The organism is Octadecabacter temperatus, assembly GCF_001187845.1.
GTDB lineage: Bacteria > Pseudomonadota > Alphaproteobacteria > Rhodobacterales > Rhodobacteraceae > Octadecabacter > Octadecabacter temperatus.
The window spans coordinates 1,331,034-1,349,392 of the sequence record NZ_CP012160.1; the positions used below are offsets into that span (position 1 = coordinate 1,331,034).

Sequence of the window (18,359 nt, forward strand, 5' to 3'; positions counted from 1 at the left end):
CATTGATATTGCGTGAATATTATTCAGCAGCCATCTCGATGACGGGCTCCATTTCGGCCAAGTCTGCATCAGACAGGTGGCATTTCACCTGATGACCGTCTGCCAGCATCCGAACTGGTGGCACTTCGGTTTCACAAAGCGACTTTCCGGCCTTGTCCTTCCAGTTACAACGCGTCTGGAACGGACAACCGCTTGGTGGGTTCATGGCTGATGGAATGTCGCCTTCAAGCACGATGTGCTTCTTTTTGATCTTCGTATCCGCAATCGGAACGGCGGACAAAAGCGCCTCGGTGTAGGGGTGGTACGGTGGTGCGAAGACTTGGTCCGTGCTGCCCATTTCCACAACATGCCCAAGGTACATTACCATAACGCGATCAGACAGATAGCGTACGATGCTAAGGTCGTGCGAGATAAACAGAAGCGTGGTTTTATGCTCGCGCTGGATCTCCATCAATAGGTCGGTCACAGCGGCCTGAACCGACACGTCCAATGCGGACACGGGTTCATCTGCCACAACAATGCGCGCATCACCTGCAAAGGCACGCGCGATACCGACACGCTGCTTTTGACCACCAGACAACTGGCGCGGCATCCGATCCGCAAAGGCACGGGGCAGCTTCACAAGGTCCAGAAGGTCCAACATGCGCTCACGACGGTCGTTGTCGTTGTTCCCGATCTTAAAGATCTCAAGCGCACGCATGATTTGGCGCCCGACTGTCATAGATGGGTTCAGCGTATCAAACGGGTTTTGGAACACCATCTGCACATCTGCGACCGTGTTGGTGTCGCGGTCCTCAATCGGGATGTTGCCGATGCTTTTGTTGTCGAGCAGGATTTCACCGTCTGTTGCGGTTTCTAACCCCATCAGCACCTTAGCGAACGTAGATTTACCGCAACCGGATTCGCCAACAATGGCGAGGGTTTCGGATTCGCGCGCTTCAAAGCTCAGCGTTTCATTGGCTTTGACGACCTTCTTTGATCCACCGCCAAACAGCGCAGACGCCGCGACCTCATAGTATTTCTTGAGGTTGTCCATTTTCAGAACGACCTTACCCGGTGCGGGCTTTTCGGTTTGCGCACCGGCAACAAGTGGGGCGTTCCAGTCGATTTCATCGAAGCGCAGGCAGCGGGTTTCGTGATCTACATCCGCGTCGCGCATTGCAATGTGGTCTTGGTCACAGCGACCTGCTTCAAAGTAATCGCAGCGTGGGCCGAAATTACAGCCGTTCGGGCGCTCATGCGGAAGCGGGAAGTTCCCAGGAATGGCGACCAAGGGATGCTCGTTCTTGTCGGCACCGGGCAGGGGGATCGAACGGAACAGCGCCTGTGTATAGGGGTGCTGCATGTTGTCGAACACACCTTCAATGGTGCCACGCTCAACCGCTTCGCCGGAATACATCACACAGATGCGGTCACAGGTTTCCAGCACAAGCCCAAGGTTGTGGCTGATGAACAGCATAGATGTGCCGTATTTTTTGCCGAGGTCTTTAACCAGTTCAACAACCGCCGCTTCAACCGTCACATCAAGCGCGGTTGTTGGTTCGTCCAAGATCAGCAAAGACGGTTTGGACATCAGCGCCATGGCAATCACGATGCGCTGTTGTTGCCCGCCTGACAACTGGTGCGGAAACGAATTCAGCATGCGTTTCGGGTCAGGCAGTTTAACGTCGGTGACTACTTCCAAGGCACGCGCGTAGGCTTCTTCCTTTGACACACCTTCGTGGATCATCGGCACTTCCATCAGCTGCTTGCCGATGCGCATAGCGGGGTTCAGGGACGCCATGGGTTCTTGATAAATCATCGCGATCTCGGATCCACGAATGTCGCGCAATTCCTCGCGCGTCATGGTGTTCATCTCACGGCCCTTGAACTTGATCGAGCCGCCAACGATGCGTCCGTTAACGCCAAGGTCCTGCATGACCCCAAGCGCAACTGTGGACTTACCGCAGCCAGATTCCCCGACAATGCCAAGCGCTTCGCCCGGTTGTAGGGAGGCCGAGAAGTTCATCACCGCAGGGATTTCGCGCAGCCGTGTGAAAAAGCTGATCGACAGGCGGTCGATTTCAAGGATGGGGCCGGAATAGCTTTCCGTTGGGGTTTGCTTATCCATGGGCTTAATCCTTCAGGCTTTCTTCACGCAGACCATCCGCGAGAAGGTTGAGGCCGAGTACGAGTGACAGGAGTGCCATCGCAGGTGGCAGAGCAGGGTGTGCAAAGATCAACAGCAGCTTTCGGCCTTCGTTGATCGTGCTGCCCCAGTCAGGGGATTCCGGCGGAAGACCAAGGCCAAAGAAGCCCAAGGTGCCCAGAAGGATTGTGGTGTAGCCGATGCGCAGGCAGAAATCGACGATCAGCGGTCCACGTGCGTTGGGCAGGATTTCCCAAAGCATGATGTACCATGTGCCTTCACCGCGGGTTTGCGCCGCCGCCACGTAGTCGCGTGTTTTGATATCTAGCGCGAGGCCGCGCACGATACGAAACACTGTGGGCGAGTTCACGAAGACCACGGACACAAACACCACCAAGATACCCGAATTGATCGAGAACAGATCAAGCGCTGCTGGCCAAATTTGCAGTGGCGAGTTCGGTTCGCTGATCGCGCTCAGGTAGATGAACGCCAGTGGGATCAAGACCACCGCAAGGTAAAGCGTGTTCTTGGATCCTTGAGTTTTGTAGCGCGAGTTGATGAGCACGCCGAAGAAAATCAGCGGGAAGATGAACAGGAAAGCCGCCATATAGTTTGGCAGACCCGTTTCCACGATTTCCGGTGTGACGAGAAGGTAGAACAACAGGATCACTGGGAAGGCGAGGATCAGGTTGGCAAGGAAGGACAGGATCGTGTCCAGTTTCGAATGCGTCAGCAAAGCTAACAAAATGGCCAAGGCCACCACTGCCATAAGCCCAGGGCCGAAGCCAAATGTTACAACTGCCAAGATTGCCAAAACAGCAAAAACTAAGGTTATGACCCAAAAAATTAGTGACTTGGGTTCAACCGCCACGCCGCCATAGTAACCCGCTGGCAGGCCCAGCGTGATGCCAACCATGAAGGCAAACACTGTCGCCAAAGGTGCGATGATCATCACGATGACGGACCCGTGGACCATGCGGCTAAAGATGTCGCGCGCAAGGTTGTCTCCACCAAGCAGGTAATGCGGGAAGAAATCCGCATCTTGCCCCTCAGGAACCGCAATCCCCGGTGTTTTGTTCTTCAGGCCCGAGATTTGCTGCAACGGATCATGGGTAGCGATCATGTCGAACACACCGACGAAGATCGACGTGAAAACCCAGAACATCACTAGCGCAAAGCCGATCATGCCGATGGTTGAGTCAAACAACTTACCGTAAAGACCCAGTTTGCGTTTGAACGTGATCGACAAGGCGAACGTCACGATCAACGCGATCCAGACAGGTAGGAAACGCTTGATGACTTCGCCCAAGATGCCCGCTTTGCCATAAGGCATGAACCAAGAGATCACGACGATTGCGGCAAGAATGAACACGATCAGCATAAAGATCTGACCATTGAGCTTTTCAAGCCCGCCGAGCAGACCGCCACGTGATTGTAGCGTGCCGTCCGCGTTGGCTTGCAGTTTCTCTTCAGGCGCAAAGAAGCCCATGATGAGTTGTAAAACGACGCCCGCCAAGAACACTGCAGCAGTGATGACAAGGGCGGGGATGAGGTTGCTCCCGAAGGAGCCGGTCCAGGATAGTTCTTCCATTGTTTGGCTCCTTTAAGAAATGCGAATGCGTGGGTTGAGGAAAACGTAGCCGATGTCTGAGATCAGCTGCGTCGTCAGCACCACGATGACGGAGATCACTGAAACGCCAAGTAGCATTTCGATGTCGTTGTTGGACGCCGCGCGCACAAGCTCCCATCCGAAACCCTTGTAGTTGAACAAGGTCTCAACGATGACAACACCGTTCAGAAGCCACGGCACCTGCAACATGATGACCGTAAACGGTGCGATCAGCGCGTTGCGTAGGGCGTGTTTCATCACGATATTTGGAAAGCTCACGCCCTTTAGGCGGGCGGTGCGCACGTATTGTGCTGTCATAACTTCGGTCATAGAGGCGCGGGTCATGCGGGCGATGTAGCCCATGCCGTAAAGCGCGATCGTTATGACGGGTAAGAAGAAGTTATTGAACGTTATGTCATCCATCGCGCTCGTCGCGGTGCCTTTGAAATATTGCATGCCAAACAGCGGCGTTGCGAATAAAGCAATCAGGATAACACCGGATACATATTCAGGTGTGGCGGTGGCGACGATGGACACGGTGGACAGCGATCTGTCCGTCCTTGACCCTTCGCGCATACCGGCCAAAACGCCGATGATCAGCGCGCCCGGAACCATGACAACCATGACCCAGAACATCAGTTTACCAGTATTGCCGAGGCGGGTTGGCAGAACCGTTGCAACATCGTCTTTTGCAACAGTGGAAAAGCCCCAGTTGCCTTGGATAATGCCACAGAACCGTGGGGTGTCGGCGGTTGGTGCGGCGTTGCCTTCGCATTTTGCGCGGGTCTCGCCGTCTGACCCGTCAATGACATAACCGGGGACGACGCCCAGCCATTGTCCGTATTTCACTGGAAGGGACTGTGTGTAGCCGCGGTTGTCGAGATAGCTGGTGACAGCCTCATCGGACATGCGGAAGTTGCCTTGCGTTTTGGCCAGAACCTCAAGCTTTGGATAAAGGTTGGTCAGCCAGAAAACGATGAACGTTAGGCATAGTGCCGTCAGGAGCATGACCCCTAAGCGGCGCAGAATAAACAGTCCCATGTGGTACCCCTGTTGGGTTTGCCGCGCGCGTTAGTGGCGCGATCTTTTTAGTAGCCGTGTGAAAAAAGGGCCGCCCCGATGTGGGACGGCCCGATTGTCGTATTCGTTAGGCTGCGATGCCGATCTTATAGATCTGCGGCAGGTACGCGATGTGCATATCCCAGCCAACAAAGCCCGGCTTGGCGTGACGGTAAACCGTGCGCCAGTATGGCTGGATCGTCACAGCTTCATCCGTGAGGATCTGCTGGATTTTCACCATTACCTCACGACGTGCATCTGCATCAGCGATGGAGTTCGCTTCATCAAGCAACGCATCGAATTCTGCATTGGCAAACGCGAATTCGTTCCATGCTTCACCAGAACGGTAAGCAAGGCCAAGAACCTGTGTGCCAAGTGGGCGGTGGTTCCAGTTGGTGGATGAGAACGCGTACTTCGTCCAGTCGTTCCAGAATGTAGAACCTGGAATGATTGTGCGCTTCACGTTGAAGCCTGCGTCACGCAACTGCGCGGCAACCGCGTCAGTCGTGTTCTTGCGCCAGTCATCGTCGATGGAAGAGATTTCCATCTCGAAATCCGCCATGCCAGCTTCTGTCAGCAGGGCAAGAGCGCCTTCTGGGTCCAGTTCTGTCGCTGGAACGTCAGCCCATTCTGGGTGCATCGGACCAACGTGCTGGTTGCGTGCAACTTCACCTTGGTTTGCATAGCCCAGCTCAAGGCAAACAGCAGGATCAACCGCCATTGCGATCGCCTTACGTACGCGAACGTCAGCGTAAGGTGTCTTGCCGTCAACTTCAGCAGCTTGGTTCGGGCGAATAACGATTGTCGCAGCGGATGCGATTTCAGAACGCTCGTAGCCGATTGACTCAAACACTTCGACGAAGTCGCCGACCGTTTCGTATGTCATGTCAATTTCGTCTGCCGCTGCAGCAGCAACCCAAGCAGATGGGTCAGTACCGTAGTCGATGTATTCAATACGATCGAGGTAAGCGCCTTCGCCTTCAGCGTAGCCCCACCATTCAAAGCCCTCGTTGCGCACGAGAACGGATTTAACACCGACTTCGTGGCTTTCAGGGATGTATGGGCCCGTACCGACAGGTGTATTGATTGGGTTATCCCGGTCGATTGAGCCGTGGTAGATCGCAGCTGGGTAATCGGCCATGCCTGCAATCAACGTGATGTCGGATGCTGGCAAGTTTAGCTTAACAGTGTGGCTATCGACGACTTCAATTGCGCCTTCGATGGCTTTGTTTGTGTCTGCATCAACGATCACGGACATACGGCCCGCCATGGAGTTGCCTTCTGCGTCTTTGTCACACCAGTCGGTGAGCACGCGTGCAACGTCTTCAGCAGTGAAGTCGTCGCCGTTGTTCCACTTAACGCCTTGGCGGACGTTCAGTGTGTACTCAGTAGCGTCAGCGTTGACGTCCCAGCTTGTGAGGAGAGCAGGGGTGAACGTACCATCGGAATTGTACGCGATGAGATACTCAAGCCAGCCAGCATATACGAACGCCATCTGCGTCCAGTCTGTTGCGCGAATGTCCTTGAGTGCGCGGACTTCCATCTGCATGCGCATGGTGCCGCCCTGTTGGGCGTGGCCAGCAGCTGCTGCCGGCTGCTGAAGACCCAAAAGGCCGTAAGCTGCGGCAGAGGTTACACCGAGCGCAGTCGTGCGCGTCAAAAACTCGCGGCGGCTGAGTTTGCCGGCCTTCTCGTCTTTGACGTAGGCATCGATAGCGGAATGCATCGGCGCGCTAATGGTTGTATGTTTTGTCATTCGTGTTCTCCCTGATGACACGCTTTTGTTTTTGTTGGGGTGTTAGGAATAGACAGTCAGCACAGTTTTGTACTGCCTCATTACTATTCCCCCCCATTAGAAAGTGTATTGGGCAGGGTTTTTGCCACCCCGTCAACGGCTACAATCGGCATTTGCGATCACGTTTGCGACGTTTGCATGGTCGTAAATGGACCGCAAGGCGAAAGCAGGGATTGCTGCGCTGCGGCGTTAAGTTAAGGAAAATACACCGTTAAGCCTGCGCAAGCGGGCCTTTTTTACGGAACTCGGACGGTGTCAGTCCCGTCTGTGTTTGAAACGCGCGGGTGAAATAGGCCGCCGACCCAAAGCCAAGGTCGTCAGCAATTTGTCGAACGGGGGCTTTGGTGTCGCGCAATAGCAGGCGAGCCTCAAATAGGATGCGGTCATTCAGCAATGTCAGCGCAGATTTGCCGCTGGTCTGTTTACAACTGCGCGCAAGGTGGGTGGGGGTCACGCCAAGCTTCGCAGCGTAATCCGCGACACCTTCATGTTGATGAAAGTCGCGCTCGATCAGATCGGTGTAGGCGGCCACAAGTCGTGCGGCGGCACTGTCTTTGCGCGCATCTTTGCTGTCTTCGGTGCGCACTTCCAACTGGCGCTCAAAATAGATCGCCAACAATCCGAGGTGGTAGTGCGCTGCGCGTGTGCTTGCCGCCTGATCAGATTTCAATTCCCGCTCCAACACATCCAAAAGCGCGGCGAGTTCTTTTTGCGCGATCACATCACGCAAACGCAGATGTACCGGTTCAAGTGGCCATTCATCTGCCATTGCCGACGGGACCGTCAACATTTGGCCAAACACAGTCGGGCCGACTTCAAATCCGTACATGGTGCCCGCTGGAATATAGATCAGGTTATTGGCGCCAAATCCGCTGGTCAGCCCTGCGATTGTGATCCGCCCTTGGCCGCGTGCCACAAAGATCAGGCGCGGCGATGCATGGCTGCGCATCGCTTCGGTACGCCAACGCCCTTGGCCAGCATTCTGTGCAATTGCAGTCAGTGCGAGGCGGTTTTGAGGGTCGGTCATCATTGGCGGGCAATCCTAACATATGTTCGATTAGGACAATTTTCACCGTAAATGCGTGTAAATCAAAGACCTTTATGTGGATTATTTGTGATCGCCCACATCTGGTAGCGGCACAATCTGCCACCGCTTCATGCGGGATCGTAACCAAGTGCGTTGTCGTTTGGCATATTGGCGCGTCGCGACAATTATCGCCTCTCGCGCCGAATCGGGTGTGATGTCACCGTTCAGCAATTGGATCATTTCGCGCGCCCCGATCGCCTTGGAGGACGGGGCCGTTTCATCCCAGATCGGCAGCATGGCCTCAGCCTCACGCAGTGCGCCCGCATCCATCATCATATCAAATCGCTGCGCAATACGCGCGTTCAGCCATTCGACATCGGGCATCAGGGCAAGGGCCGTGCAACTTTCCAAGGAGACTAGCGGCGGTGGCGTATCAACCTGCCATTCGCGAATACTGCGTCCAGTCGCTGCCTGCACCTCATACGCGCGTTGCACGCGGGCCCGGTTGTTCAAATCAATTCCGGCGGCAGTTTCGCCGTCCAGCGCGGCAATAAGGTCGGGCAGGGCGATGGTATCCGCATTGGCCCTGACAGCCGCAGGTGTCGGCGGAATTTCGGCAAGCCCTTCTGTGAGTGCACTAAAGTAAAGGCCTGTTCCCCCAACGATGATCGGGCGTACGCCGTTTAAATATGGCGCCACATCACGCAGCCAATCGCCGACAGAATAAGGTGCATCATATGCAAGGTGGGAATAAAGATGGTGTGGCGCACGCGCCAAGTCTTCAGAAGGTGGTTGCGCCGTTAAGACCGGCCAGCCTTGATAGACCTGCAACGCGTCGCCGTTGATAATAACGCCGCCTTGTTCTTCGGCAATTCGCAGCGCCAAACCCGACTTGCCTGATGCCGTTGGCCCGTAAATCAAGACCGGCTTTTCGGCGTCTATTTTGCTTAGCTCAATCATGCGATGTCCCATTGCGTCCTGCCTCCTTTTGCGACATTTTACGGCGAACTGAAAGCAGCACCGGAGCACCCATGTCTGATACAGAAAAAACCGCCTATAAACGTGTCATGCTAAAGATCTCCGGTGAGGCGCTGATGGGCGACCAAGGCTTTGGTCTGCACCCGCCAACCGTTGAACGCATCGCACGCGAAGTTCAAAGCGTTCAGGAGATGGGCGTTGAGATCTGCATGGTCATCGGGGGCGGCAATATCTTCCGCGGACTTCAGGGTTCTGCGCAGGGGATGGAACGCACCACGGCTGACTATATGGGCATGCTCGCGACAGTGATGAACGCGCTGGCGATGCAGGCCGCCCTTGAAGGGCTCGGCATCCACACCCGTGTGATTTCTGCGATCACTATGAACGAGGTTGCAGAACCCTACATCCGCCGCCGCGCCGTGCGTCACCTTGAAAAGAAACGCATTTGTATTTTCGCCGCCGGTACGGGCAACCCGTATTTCACGACAGACACCGCAGCCACATTGCGTGCATCCGAAATGGCCTGTGAAGCGATCTTTAAGGGCACGAAGGTTGATGGCGTCTACGACAAAGATCCCGCCAAACACGCAGACGCTAAGCGCTATGAAAAGATCACATATGACGAAGTTCTGGCGCAGCACCTTGGTGTGATGGACGCCAGCGCGATTGCGTTGGCCCGTGAAAACTCACTGCCGATTGTGGTATTCAGCCTTGATGCAGATGGTGGATTTAAAGGCATTCTGGACGGGTCGGGAACGTCGACGACTGTTACGGACTGATGCGCGCTATAGCTTTTGCAACGGTTGCGATGTCAGCCGTATCAACACCTGTTTTTGCTGATCAACAGACATTTGACTTTCTGGCTCGCCATGGATGCACGGTAAGTGAAGAATCCAAAGATGCATTGGCTAACGCTGGTTTCCTTGAACCTTATACAAATGCGATTATTGCGGACGCCTTATCGCGCGGAGTTGCAAAGCAAGAAGGTGCCTATGTGGTGCTGGATGCCAGCATTTGCACGATTGAACTGCCCGATATTCAAACAACATTGGCCGTTGGCAACCCCGAAATTCGCGCAATAGCACCCTACATTCGCGATGAATATGAGTACGCAGGCGAAACGACCGTCAATGAGGGATGCTTCCTAACTGACGCGGTGGACGTGTTTACTGATCGCGCTAGCGGGGATCTGGACCGAGGGACCGCTGACTATCTTGATTTTCTAGCGGCTGGCATCATTTCCGGCGAATTGCGCTTCTTCTCGCCCAATCCGCTTGCGACCCCACTTGGGTTCCAGTCGTTTGCAGGGGACTGCGCAGACGTGCCAAACATGCCCATTGTCACGCCGAGCCATGATTTCATTGCATCCCATTTTGGCCAATATGTCCGTGCCATTGGCGAAACGAGTGAATGTGACGGGCCTGCATCCGGTTCGGCCTTGTCGATCGCCGCGGAACTTCAGGGGTTGAGCGGGGACAGATTTGAGGATCCGGACCCCACGTTTAATGCATGGCTGTTCTTCGAATACGAACTGATCACAATGGCCGCGGGGTGGCACGAGGGCCTCAGCGGATCAGAACGTGGCGCTCCACGCCCGCCATTGTGCCATTATCCGAACTGAACCCGCCGATCTGCACAACTTCTGCGCACACCTTCTATACAAACCCAGCGCATTAACTGTATATCAACCGAAATAACGCGAGAAGAGCAGCACAATGTCAGATGACTTTATTCTAGATACCGACGATTTGAACCGCCGCATGGACGGTGCGATTGCCAATTTGCGGGTTGAGTTCGCTTCCCTGCGCACGGGTCGTGCCTCTGCGTCGATTTTGGAGCCGGTGATGGTTGACGCCTATGGCTCCATGACGCCGATCAACCAAGTTGGCACCGTTAACGTTCCCGAGCCGCGCATGGTTACGGTCAACGTTTGGGACAAGGGCCTTGTTGGTAAGGTCGAAAAGGCCATTCGTGAAAGCGGCTTGGGGATCAATCCACAGTTGAACGGCACGATTATCATGCTGCCAATTCCAGAACTGAACGAAGAACGCCGTCGCGATCTGACAAAGGTTGCGGGCAACTATGCCGAAAGCGCGCGGGTCAGCATTCGTAACGTACGTCGTGACGGGATGGACCAGATCAAGAAAGCCAAGAACGACGGCATGTCCGAAGATGACCAAAAGCTTTGGGAATCTGAAATGCAGGACATGACCAACGACTTCATCAAGCGCATTGATGATCAGCTTGAAACGAAGCAAGCCGAGATCATGCAAGTCTGATCCGCAATCGCGGGTGAGAGGTAGACGAGTAAAGCGGGGGCCTCTTAATGGCCAAAGATGTTGAAAACGGTCCAAACCACGTTGCTATCATTATGGATGGGAACGGACGCTGGGCGCAGATGCGTGGGCGTCCGCGCCTGTTCGGGCACCATGCTGGTGCGAAACGCGTGCGCGAGATTGTTGAGTCATGCCCGGATCAAGGCGTTAAGTATCTGACAATATTTGCGTTTTCGACGGAAAACTGGAAGCGCACGCAAACCGAAGTTGCCGGTTTGATGAAGCTGTTTCGCCGCTATATTCAGCGCGAAGCCCGCGATTTGTTGGCCAATGGTGTTCGGGTTCGTTTTATCGGCGACCGTGTGCGTCTGGACGACAAGCTCGTAAACTTGATGGATGAGCTGGAGTTACTGACCTCTGACAATGACCGTGTTCACTTAACTGTGGCGATCAACTATGGCGGCCGCGATGAGGTGGCCCGAGCAACGAAGCGGTTGGCTTATGATGTCGCCGCCGGAAAGCTCGCCCCGAAAGATGTGAACGATGAAACGCTGCCCAAATATTTGGACACCTGTTTCCTGCCCGATCCTGACCTTGTGATCCGCACCAGCGGTGAGGCACGGATTTCGAACTTCTTGCTCTGGCAGTCGGCCTACGCTGAATATGAATTCATCGATACGCTTTGGCCGGATTTCACGCCTGAGGTTTTTGACCATGTTTTACTGGGCTTCAAAGCGCGTGATCGTCGCTTTGGCGGGGTAAAGGCCTGATATGGCGAACTGGTCCGACCTAGGTCCACGCGTTGGCTCAGCGGTTGTCATGACCTTGGTCGGTGGCGCGGCGGTCTTTCTGGGCGGTATCTGGTTCAATCTGTTGGTCGCGCTATGTGTTTGGGCGATGACATGGGAACTCTTGCGGATGTTTGGCGTTTTTGAAGGCCAAAAACAGGTTTTGTTCGCAGGGCTTAGCGCTGTCATCATCTTGCTATCATTCGTTGGAGGCATCGGCCTGTGGCTCGCCTTCGGTTTGGCTGTATTGCTTTTGATTGGTCATTACTTCGGTCCTGAGAAGATCAATGATTGGGTGTTTTCTTTGTTGTTTGTGCCAACAGTTGTTGGCTGTGGGTTACTGATTTTTCGTGGAAACGAAGGTTTAGTCTTTATCTTGTGGATGTTGCTGGTCGTTATTGCCTCCGACGTTATGGGCTATTTCGCTGGCAAGACATTCGGGGGGCCTAAGTTCTGGCCGTCGATTAGCCCCAAGAAAACATGGTCTGGAACAGCCGCAGGCTGGGTTGGGGCGGCACTGGTCGGGTTTTGCTTTGTGATCTGGAACGGCTCCCCAATCAGCCTGATCTTCGTCTCGGTTCTGACGTCCTTTGCGGGGCAAATGGGCGATATCGCGGAAAGCGCGCTTAAGCGGAAACAGGGTATCAAAGACAGCTCAAACCTGATCCCGGGGCACGGTGGTGTGTTGGATCGTTTCGATGCCATTTCTGGTGCTGTGATCTTTTTGCTGGCGCTGTCTTTGGTCATGCAGGTCTCGGTCTAGAGGTGCGCATGCGGCGTGTTTCGATCCTAGGGGCAACCGGTTCTATCGGTCAAAGCACGATCGATCTGATCGCACGAATCCCCGATGAATATGATGTTGTGGCCCTGACAGGGTCACAGAACATTCCCCAATTAATTAAAGATGCCATAGCGTTACATGCCGAAATTGCTGTGACCTCTGATCCTTCAAAGCTGGACGAGTTACGCGATGGTCTGGCCGGATCCGGGGTTGAGGCTGCCGCTGGTGACATCGCATTGATTGAGGCCGCAGCACGGCCTGCTGACTGGGTGATGTCCGCGATTGTCGGTGCCGCTGGTCTCGCGCCGGGGCTAGAGGCGTTGAAGCAGGGCACGACTTTGGCGCTCGCGAATAAAGAATCCCTCGTCACTGCCGGCCCGCTTTTGATGTCCGAGGCCAAACGGTTAGGGGCGACAGTTCTGCCTGTGGATTCCGAACATTCTGCAGTGTTCCAGGCGCTTATCGGCGAGGACATCTCGGCGGTTGAACGCATTGTTATCACAGCAAGCGGCGGTGCATTTCGCGATCATCCGCTTGATGCGTTGGACCGTGTTTCCGTGGCTGAGGCCTCAAACCATCCCAATTGGGATATGGGCCAACGCATCACCATCGACAGTTCTTCTATGTTTAATAAGGCAATGGAACTGATTGAAACAAAAGAGTTCTTTGGCGTCCGCGCCGATCAAATCGAAACCATCATTCACCCCGAAAGCCTGATCCATGCGTTGGTCGGGTTTAACGACGGGGCGTTGATGGCCCATGTCGGACCACCAGACATGCGCCACGCCATTGGCTTCGCGCTGAACTGGCCGGATCGCAAACACGTTCCTGTCGAACGTCTTGATCTTGCCGCCATCGGTCAGCTGAACTTCCGCGCACCCGAGGCGGCCCGATACCCCGCGCTCGCCATTGCACAAAAGGTAATGGAAGAGGGTGGTCTGACAGGGGCCGTGTTCAACGCCGCAAAAGAACAAGCGCTGGATGCATTCCTTGCAGGGGATTGCGGTTTCACCGATATGGCACGGGTTGTTGATCGGGTCGTTGACGTGATGTTGTCCCGCGAGGGGCTGCAAAATGCCACGATCACATTAGATAGCGTTAACCAAGCCGACAGCATGGCGCGCGCGCTTGCCGTCGAAGAAATTGCGAAGATTGAGAGTTAGACCTTGGATTTCATGACAAACCTGATCCCGTCCTTCGGGAATATTGCCTTTACGATGCTGTTCTTCGTGATCGCATTGTCGATCATCGTGGCGATCCATGAATATGGTCACTACATCGTGGGCCGCTGGTCTGGCATCCATGCGGAAGTGTTTTCCATTGGGTTTGGTAAAGTTATCTGGAGCCGCACTGATAAGCACGGCACTGTCTGGCAAATCGCGGCGTTGCCGTTCGGCGGTTATGTTAAATTCTTGGGTGATGCGAATGCGGCGTCCGTTGGCGGGGACGCTGACCCGGACCTGCGGGCCTATATCGATAAAACCGCAACGGCGGACGGCACAAAGCACAACTTTAACGCACGCAATACTATGCTCGGCGCGCCACTTTGGGCGCGTTCCGCCACGGTTGCTGCGGGGCCGATCTTTAACTTTATCCTGTCTTTCCTGGTGTTTGCCGCAATTTTGTTGTTCCAAGGTCAGCCTAGCACGCCATTGACCGTTTCGGCGTTACCCGCGTTTCCTGATGCGATTGAGCAGCAATTGGAAGAAGGTGATCGCATCCTTGAGGTTGAGGGCGTCGCACTGAACTATCCAGACGGGTTCTTTGCTGCTGTGTCAGACGTGCCATCCAAGCCGTCCGTTGAATATACCATTGAACGCAACGGCGAGCAGATGACCGTGCTTGGCCCACAGCCACAGCCATCGTTTGTCCAAGCCATCACGCCACGTTCGGCAGCCGATGATGCAAATCTAAAGATTGGCGATGTCATTGTCAGCATGAATGGCACGCCCGTTTATCAGTTCAACGACATGATTGAATTCGTAAACGAAACGCGTGAACAGCCTATTTTACTGGTAGTCTGGCGCGATGGTGAAACATTTGAAAGCACATTGACCCCACGTCTGACGGCAATGCCGCAAGAAGACGGGTCCATGCGCGATGAGCCAAAGCTCGGCATTGGCACGGGTGGTTTGTTCTTTGAGCCTGCGACCGAAGCCGTTGGTTTCGGCGAGTCGTTGAAGCTGGCGATCCAGCAGGTCTGGTTCATCATCAAACAGTCTATCAACGGCCTTAAGCAGATGATCATCGGCAACATCAATACCTGCAATCTAAGCGGGCCAGTTGGGATCGCGGAAACGTCCGGCTCAATGGCCAGCCAAGGCACGCTGAGCTTCATTAGCTTTATCGCCGTGTTGTCGACGGCTGTTGGTTTGTTGAACCTGTTCCCGATTCCAATTCTTGATGGCGGGCACCTCGTTTTTCATGCCTATGAAGCCGTTACGGGAAAGATGCCAAGCGATGGTGCTTTGCGGATCCTAATGGCGATCGGAATCGCGCTGATTGGTACTCTGATGCTGTTCGCAATTGGGAATGATTTACTGTTTTGCCCATAAACGAGGGCAGGGATTACCTTACAGTTGTCATGGGGCTGCCCAGAAGTTGCCACATTTGGTCGTCATGTTTGAACATGAGTTGATCCAATGAGGATAGTACAATGCAGACGATTACAGCTGGATACCAAGGCCTTAGCCTTCTTGTGAACCTGAATTGGGATCGCATGATCTATCTTGGCACAATCGTTGCGGCGCTTGGTATAGGCGCTTGGGTTGGATCACTGCAGTATTAAGCTGGCAAAGCAGGTCTTCGACATATCGATTTCATCTAATTGATCGGCAGTATTTAGCGCGTCTCACAGTTGGTTCTGTGTGACGCGTTTGTTGCTTTTGACAACCTTACGTAGCACGGGTAGACCGGACCTACTTGGGATGTCTAAACGAGCAAAAAATATGAACAATGCGCTGCAAGCTGTAACTGCGATTTTGGGACGTATCCGGGTTGGGGCGACTGTCGCCTTCATGCTCGTTTCTGGGATGATGGCCATTGCCACCCCTGTAACCGCTCAAAACTTCAACTTTTCCAACGTTTCTGTCGAAGGAAACCAGAGGATCGAAACCGCAACGATCTTGACCTACCTTGGCTTTGGTCAGGGCGAGGCGGTGACTGCTGGCGCTCTCAATGACGCCGCACAACGGATTCGCGCAACGGGCCTGTTTGAGAGCGTCGATGTCGTTCCACAGGGGCGCACATTGGTTATTCGCGTCGCGGAATACCCAACGGTCAACCGCATCTCATTTGAAGGCAACAACCGCGTTCGTGACGCTGAGCTGGGCGCCGTTGTCCAAAGCCAACCACGCCGCGTTTACAGCCCAAACCAAGCAGAGGCAGACACAGCCGCGATCACACAAGTCTACGCAGACCAAGGCCGCATCAACGCAACGGTTTCGCCACGCATTATTCAGCGCTCAGACAATCGTGTTGATCTGGTGTTTGAAGTCTTTGAAGGCGGTCTGACCGAGGTTGAGCGCATCAGCTTTGTCGGCAACCGTTCTTATGGTGAAAACCGCCTGCGCCGTGTACTTGAAACCAAGCAAGCCGGACTTTTGCGCGCCGTGATCGGCCGCGATACATTCATCGCGGACCGCGTTGCATTCGACCAACAGGTCCTGACTGACTTTTATCAATCACGTGGCTACGTTGATTTCCAAGTTCAAAACGTTGATGTGTCTCTGACACGCGAACGCGATGCCTACCTCATTACGTTTAACGTTCAAGAAGGGCAGCAGTTCGAATTCGGCAATATTTCGGTGACATCTGAAGTTACCAATGCCGATCCTGCGATCTTTGAAAACGCATTGCGTTTGCGCACTGGCGTTACCTATTCACCTGAGTTGATCGAACGCGACATTGCACGGCTTGAGTTGCTGGCGATCCGCGAAGGTCTGAATTTCGTTCGTGTCGACCCGCGTGTTACACGCAATGACCGGACGTTGACGTTGGACGTTGAATTCGCCCTCGTGAACGGTCCACGCATTTTCGTTGAGCGCATCGATATTGAGGGCAACAACACCACACTTGATCGCGTTGTCCGTTCTCGATTTGATGTCGTTGAGGGTGACCCGTTCAATCCGCGCCAAATCCGCGAAAGCGCTGAACGCATTCGTGCGTTGGGCTTCTTCGGAAACGCTGATGTTGATGCCCGTGAAGGCTCTAGTCCGGATCAGGTCGTGATTGATGTTGACGTTACTGAAGCGCCGACAGGTTCGCTGTCCTTTGGCGGTAACTTCTCAACCGATAATGGGTTTAGCCTTCTGGCGAAATTTAGCCAGCGGAATTTCTTGGGTCGTGGTCAGGCGCTTAGCTTCAACTTACAGGCCGGCGAAAACAGCAATATTTTCAGCTTTAGCTTCACCGAGCCGCGTTTGCTTGGTCGCGATTTAAGTTTTGGTCTTGATGCAAGCTACCAAGAGACGGACAGCGACGCTGCGCTGTATGATACGACAACCGCTGCAATCAGCCCACGTTTCGGTTTTCCGGTTAGCGAAAACGGGCGTTTGGTTCTCTATTACGCTTACGATTTTACAGACATCAAAGATGTGACCAGCACGTCGAACTTCATTACGGACGATGAAGCCAAGGGCGCCGTCGCAACGCACGCGCTTGGATACAGTTACAGTTTCGACACGCGACGCACAGGGTTGAACCCGAACGCCGGCGTTCTGTTCCGCTTCGGACAGGAATTCGGTGTCGGCGATGCCAGCTATATTGAAACCACCGCCGAGGTCACGGCGCAAACGCTTGTCCTCGCAGAAGAAGTAACCCTGCGCGCAACCATTGAAGGTGGTTATCTGGCCTTTGAAAATGACGATAGCCGCATTTCGGACCGCTACTTCCTATCCAGCAGAACCATGCGTGGGTTTGATGCTGGTGGTGTCGGACCACGCGATCTGGCGACTGACGAAGCCCTTGGCGGCAACGCCTTCGCAGTTGCGCGTCTTGAAGCAGAGTTTCCGCTGGGCCTTCCAGAAGAATATGGCATCTCGGGCGGTCTGTTCCTTGACTATGGGTCTGTTTGGGATGTGGGCAACGGTGCGTCAGCAGCCAATGTGCTTTACAATGATTTTACACCTCGTACGATTGCCGGTGTTTCTATCTTCTGGGACACGCCAATTGGCCCGCTGCGGTTCAACTATACAGAACCGCTTGATGTGCAGGCCAATGACCAAATCAAGAACTTCGACGTGACGATCTCAACGGACTTCTGATGCGTCTCTGGGCAACCATTTCGGTTTCTCGTCTACTGGCCGTTTTCGCATTAGCGCTTCTTTCTGGAAGCGGGAGCGCGCAACAAGCGGTCGACCCTTCAGTGTTTGAAGTGCCAACGGTACAGGTCGCGCCGACAATCCTGACCGTTGATATTGAGCAGCTGTTTATTCAGTCGCAGTTCGGACAACGCGTTGGGCAAAGCTATGCCCAAGGGCGCGAAGCGCTTGCGACAGAAAATGGACGAATCGCACAGGCGCTTCGTGAAGACGAACTCGCGTTAGCAGCACAACGCAGCGAAATGGATGTCGCAGTCTTTCGGGAGGAAGCCGTCGCATTTGACGAAAAGGCACAGGCAATCCGGCGGGCCCAAGATGCCAAAGAGCGCGAGCTTGAAGAGGCGCTTTCGCTTGGACGTGATCAGTTCCTCAGCGTGACCCGCCCGATCCTTGGCGAATTGATGGTGGAACGCGGGGCATTTGCAATCCTCGATCGGCGTTCTGTATTGCTATCACTGGGCAGCATTGATGTAACCGAAAACGCCATTGCACGGATCGACGCCGCTATCGGGGACGGATCGCAGATAACGCTAGAAACAGCGCCAGATTCCACAACGGATGACACCCCTGAAAATTAGTCCTGCCTTGCCGCGCACC

Annotated in this window: 16 protein-coding genes; 10 read left to right on the plus strand and 6 right to left on the minus strand. The window is 54.3% G+C overall.

Annotation, left to right across the window (positions count from 1 at the left end):
• Positions 1 to 19 precede the first annotated feature (19 nt).
• The 6 genes from OSB_RS06775 to miaA all read right to left on the minus strand — a co-directional run bounded on the left by OSB_RS06775 (position 20) and on the right by miaA (position 8,590).
• Positions 20 to 2,110: a dipeptide ABC transporter ATP-binding protein gene (locus tag OSB_RS06775; protein ID WP_049834271.1), complete on the minus strand. Its 2,091-nt coding sequence runs from the start codon at positions 2,108 to 2,110 to the stop codon at positions 20 to 22.
• A gap of 4 nt (positions 2,111 to 2,114) precedes the next feature.
• A complete protein-coding gene (locus OSB_RS16470) occupies positions 2,115 to 3,719 on the minus strand; it encodes an ABC transporter permease (RefSeq protein ID WP_074202203.1) in 1,605 nt (534 codons plus the stop codon).
• A 12-nt stretch (positions 3,720 to 3,731) separates the two neighbouring features.
• Positions 3,732 to 4,778 carry an ABC transporter permease gene (locus tag OSB_RS06790; RefSeq protein WP_049834272.1) on the minus strand — a complete coding sequence of 349 codons (1,047 nt, stop codon included), beginning with the start codon at positions 4,776 to 4,778 and terminating at the stop codon, positions 3,732 to 3,734.
• Positions 4,779 to 4,884: 106 nt separating this feature from the next.
• Positions 4,885 to 6,552: an ABC transporter substrate-binding protein gene (locus OSB_RS06795; protein WP_049834273.1), complete on the minus strand. Its 1,668-nt coding sequence runs from the start codon at positions 6,550 to 6,552 to the stop codon at positions 4,885 to 4,887.
• A 250-nt stretch (positions 6,553 to 6,802) separates the two neighbouring features.
• Positions 6,803 to 7,621: an AraC family transcriptional regulator gene (locus OSB_RS06800; protein ID WP_049834274.1), complete on the minus strand. Its 819-nt coding sequence runs from the start codon at positions 7,619 to 7,621 to the stop codon at positions 6,803 to 6,805.
• Positions 7,622 to 7,699: 78 nt separating this feature from the next.
• Positions 7,700 to 8,590, minus strand: coding sequence for a tRNA (adenosine(37)-N6)-dimethylallyltransferase MiaA (gene miaA / locus OSB_RS06805; RefSeq protein WP_234967357.1), 891 nt, complete (start codon positions 8,588 to 8,590; stop codon positions 7,700 to 7,702).
• Positions 8,591 to 8,649: 59 nt separating this feature from the next.
• On the opposite strand from miaA, the gene pyrH reads away from it, so the two are divergent.
• From pyrH to OSB_RS06850, 10 genes are all read left to right on the plus strand, one after another.
• Positions 8,650 to 9,375 (plus strand): UMP kinase, encoded by a 726-nt coding sequence (gene pyrH, locus OSB_RS06810; RefSeq protein ID WP_049834275.1) that lies wholly within the window; start codon positions 8,650 to 8,652, stop codon positions 9,373 to 9,375.
• A 29-nt stretch (positions 9,376 to 9,404) separates the two neighbouring features.
• Positions 9,405 to 10,217, plus strand: coding sequence for a hypothetical protein (locus OSB_RS06815; RefSeq protein ID WP_143831224.1), 813 nt, complete (start codon positions 9,405 to 9,407; stop codon positions 10,215 to 10,217).
• A 94-nt stretch (positions 10,218 to 10,311) separates the two neighbouring features.
• Positions 10,312 to 10,875, plus strand: coding sequence for a ribosome recycling factor (gene frr / locus OSB_RS06820; RefSeq protein WP_049834277.1), 564 nt, complete (start codon positions 10,312 to 10,314; stop codon positions 10,873 to 10,875).
• Positions 10,876 to 10,922: 47 nt separating this feature from the next.
• Entirely contained in the window at positions 10,923 to 11,642 is a 720-nt protein-coding gene (gene uppS / locus OSB_RS06825) for a polyprenyl diphosphate synthase (RefSeq protein WP_049834278.1), read from the plus strand.
• A 1-nt stretch (position 11,643) separates the two neighbouring features.
• A complete protein-coding gene (locus tag OSB_RS06830; RefSeq protein WP_049834279.1) occupies positions 11,644 to 12,423 on the plus strand; it encodes a phosphatidate cytidylyltransferase in 780 nt (259 codons plus the stop codon).
• 8 nt (positions 12,424 to 12,431) lie between these two features.
• A complete protein-coding gene (gene dxr / locus OSB_RS06835) occupies positions 12,432 to 13,604 on the plus strand; it encodes a 1-deoxy-D-xylulose-5-phosphate reductoisomerase (RefSeq protein WP_049834280.1) in 1,173 nt (390 codons plus the stop codon).
• 12 nt (positions 13,605 to 13,616) lie between these two features.
• Entirely contained in the window at positions 13,617 to 14,996 is a 1,380-nt protein-coding gene (gene rseP / locus OSB_RS06840; RefSeq protein WP_082166429.1) for an RIP metalloprotease RseP, read from the plus strand.
• A gap of 101 nt (positions 14,997 to 15,097) precedes the next feature.
• A complete protein-coding gene (locus OSB_RS16915; protein WP_268794152.1) occupies positions 15,098 to 15,229 on the plus strand; it encodes a hypothetical protein in 132 nt (43 codons plus the stop codon).
• A gap of 160 nt (positions 15,230 to 15,389) precedes the next feature.
• Positions 15,390 to 17,705: an outer membrane protein assembly factor BamA gene (bamA, locus tag OSB_RS06845; RefSeq protein WP_049834282.1), complete on the plus strand. Its 2,316-nt coding sequence runs from the start codon at positions 15,390 to 15,392 to the stop codon at positions 17,703 to 17,705.
• Positions 17,705 to 18,340 (plus strand): OmpH/Skp family outer membrane protein, encoded by a 636-nt coding sequence (locus OSB_RS06850; RefSeq protein ID WP_049834283.1) that lies wholly within the window; start codon positions 17,705 to 17,707, stop codon positions 18,338 to 18,340. Before bamA ends, OSB_RS06850 begins: the two co-directional genes overlap by 1 nt.
• Positions 18,341 to 18,359 lie beyond the last annotated feature (19 nt).

Coding starts and splice junctions, on each gene's coding strand:
- OSB_RS06775 (WP_049834271.1), bottom strand. CDS start 2,110: ATGGATAAGCAAACCCCAACGGAAAGCTATTCCGGCCCCATCCTTGAA.
- OSB_RS16470 (WP_074202203.1), bottom strand. CDS start 3,719: ATGGAAGAACTATCCTGGACCGGCTCCTTCGGGAGCAACCTCATCCCC.
- OSB_RS06790 (WP_049834272.1), bottom strand. CDS start 4,778: ATGGGACTGTTTATTCTGCGCCGCTTAGGGGTCATGCTCCTGACGGCA.
- OSB_RS06795 (WP_049834273.1), bottom strand. CDS start 6,552: ATGACAAAACATACAACCATTAGCGCGCCGATGCATTCCGCTATCGAT.
- OSB_RS06800 (WP_049834274.1), bottom strand. CDS start 7,621: ATGATGACCGACCCTCAAAACCGCCTCGCACTGACTGCAATTGCACAG.
- miaA (WP_234967357.1), bottom strand. CDS start 8,590: ATGGGACATCGCATGATTGAGCTAAGCAAAATAGACGCCGAAAAGCCG.
- pyrH (WP_049834275.1), top strand. CDS start 8,650: ATGTCTGATACAGAAAAAACCGCCTATAAACGTGTCATGCTAAAGATC.
- OSB_RS06815 (WP_143831224.1), top strand. CDS start 9,405: ATGTCAGCCGTATCAACACCTGTTTTTGCTGATCAACAGACATTTGAC.
- frr (WP_049834277.1), top strand. CDS start 10,312: ATGTCAGATGACTTTATTCTAGATACCGACGATTTGAACCGCCGCATG.
- uppS (WP_049834278.1), top strand. CDS start 10,923: ATGGCCAAAGATGTTGAAAACGGTCCAAACCACGTTGCTATCATTATG.
- OSB_RS06830 (WP_049834279.1), top strand. CDS start 11,644: ATGGCGAACTGGTCCGACCTAGGTCCACGCGTTGGCTCAGCGGTTGTC.
- dxr (WP_049834280.1), top strand. CDS start 12,432: ATGCGGCGTGTTTCGATCCTAGGGGCAACCGGTTCTATCGGTCAAAGC.
- rseP (WP_082166429.1), top strand. CDS start 13,617: ATGACAAACCTGATCCCGTCCTTCGGGAATATTGCCTTTACGATGCTG.
- OSB_RS16915 (WP_268794152.1), top strand. CDS start 15,098: ATGCAGACGATTACAGCTGGATACCAAGGCCTTAGCCTTCTTGTGAAC.
- bamA (WP_049834282.1), top strand. CDS start 15,390: ATGAACAATGCGCTGCAAGCTGTAACTGCGATTTTGGGACGTATCCGG.
- OSB_RS06850 (WP_049834283.1), top strand. CDS start 17,705: ATGCGTCTCTGGGCAACCATTTCGGTTTCTCGTCTACTGGCCGTTTTC.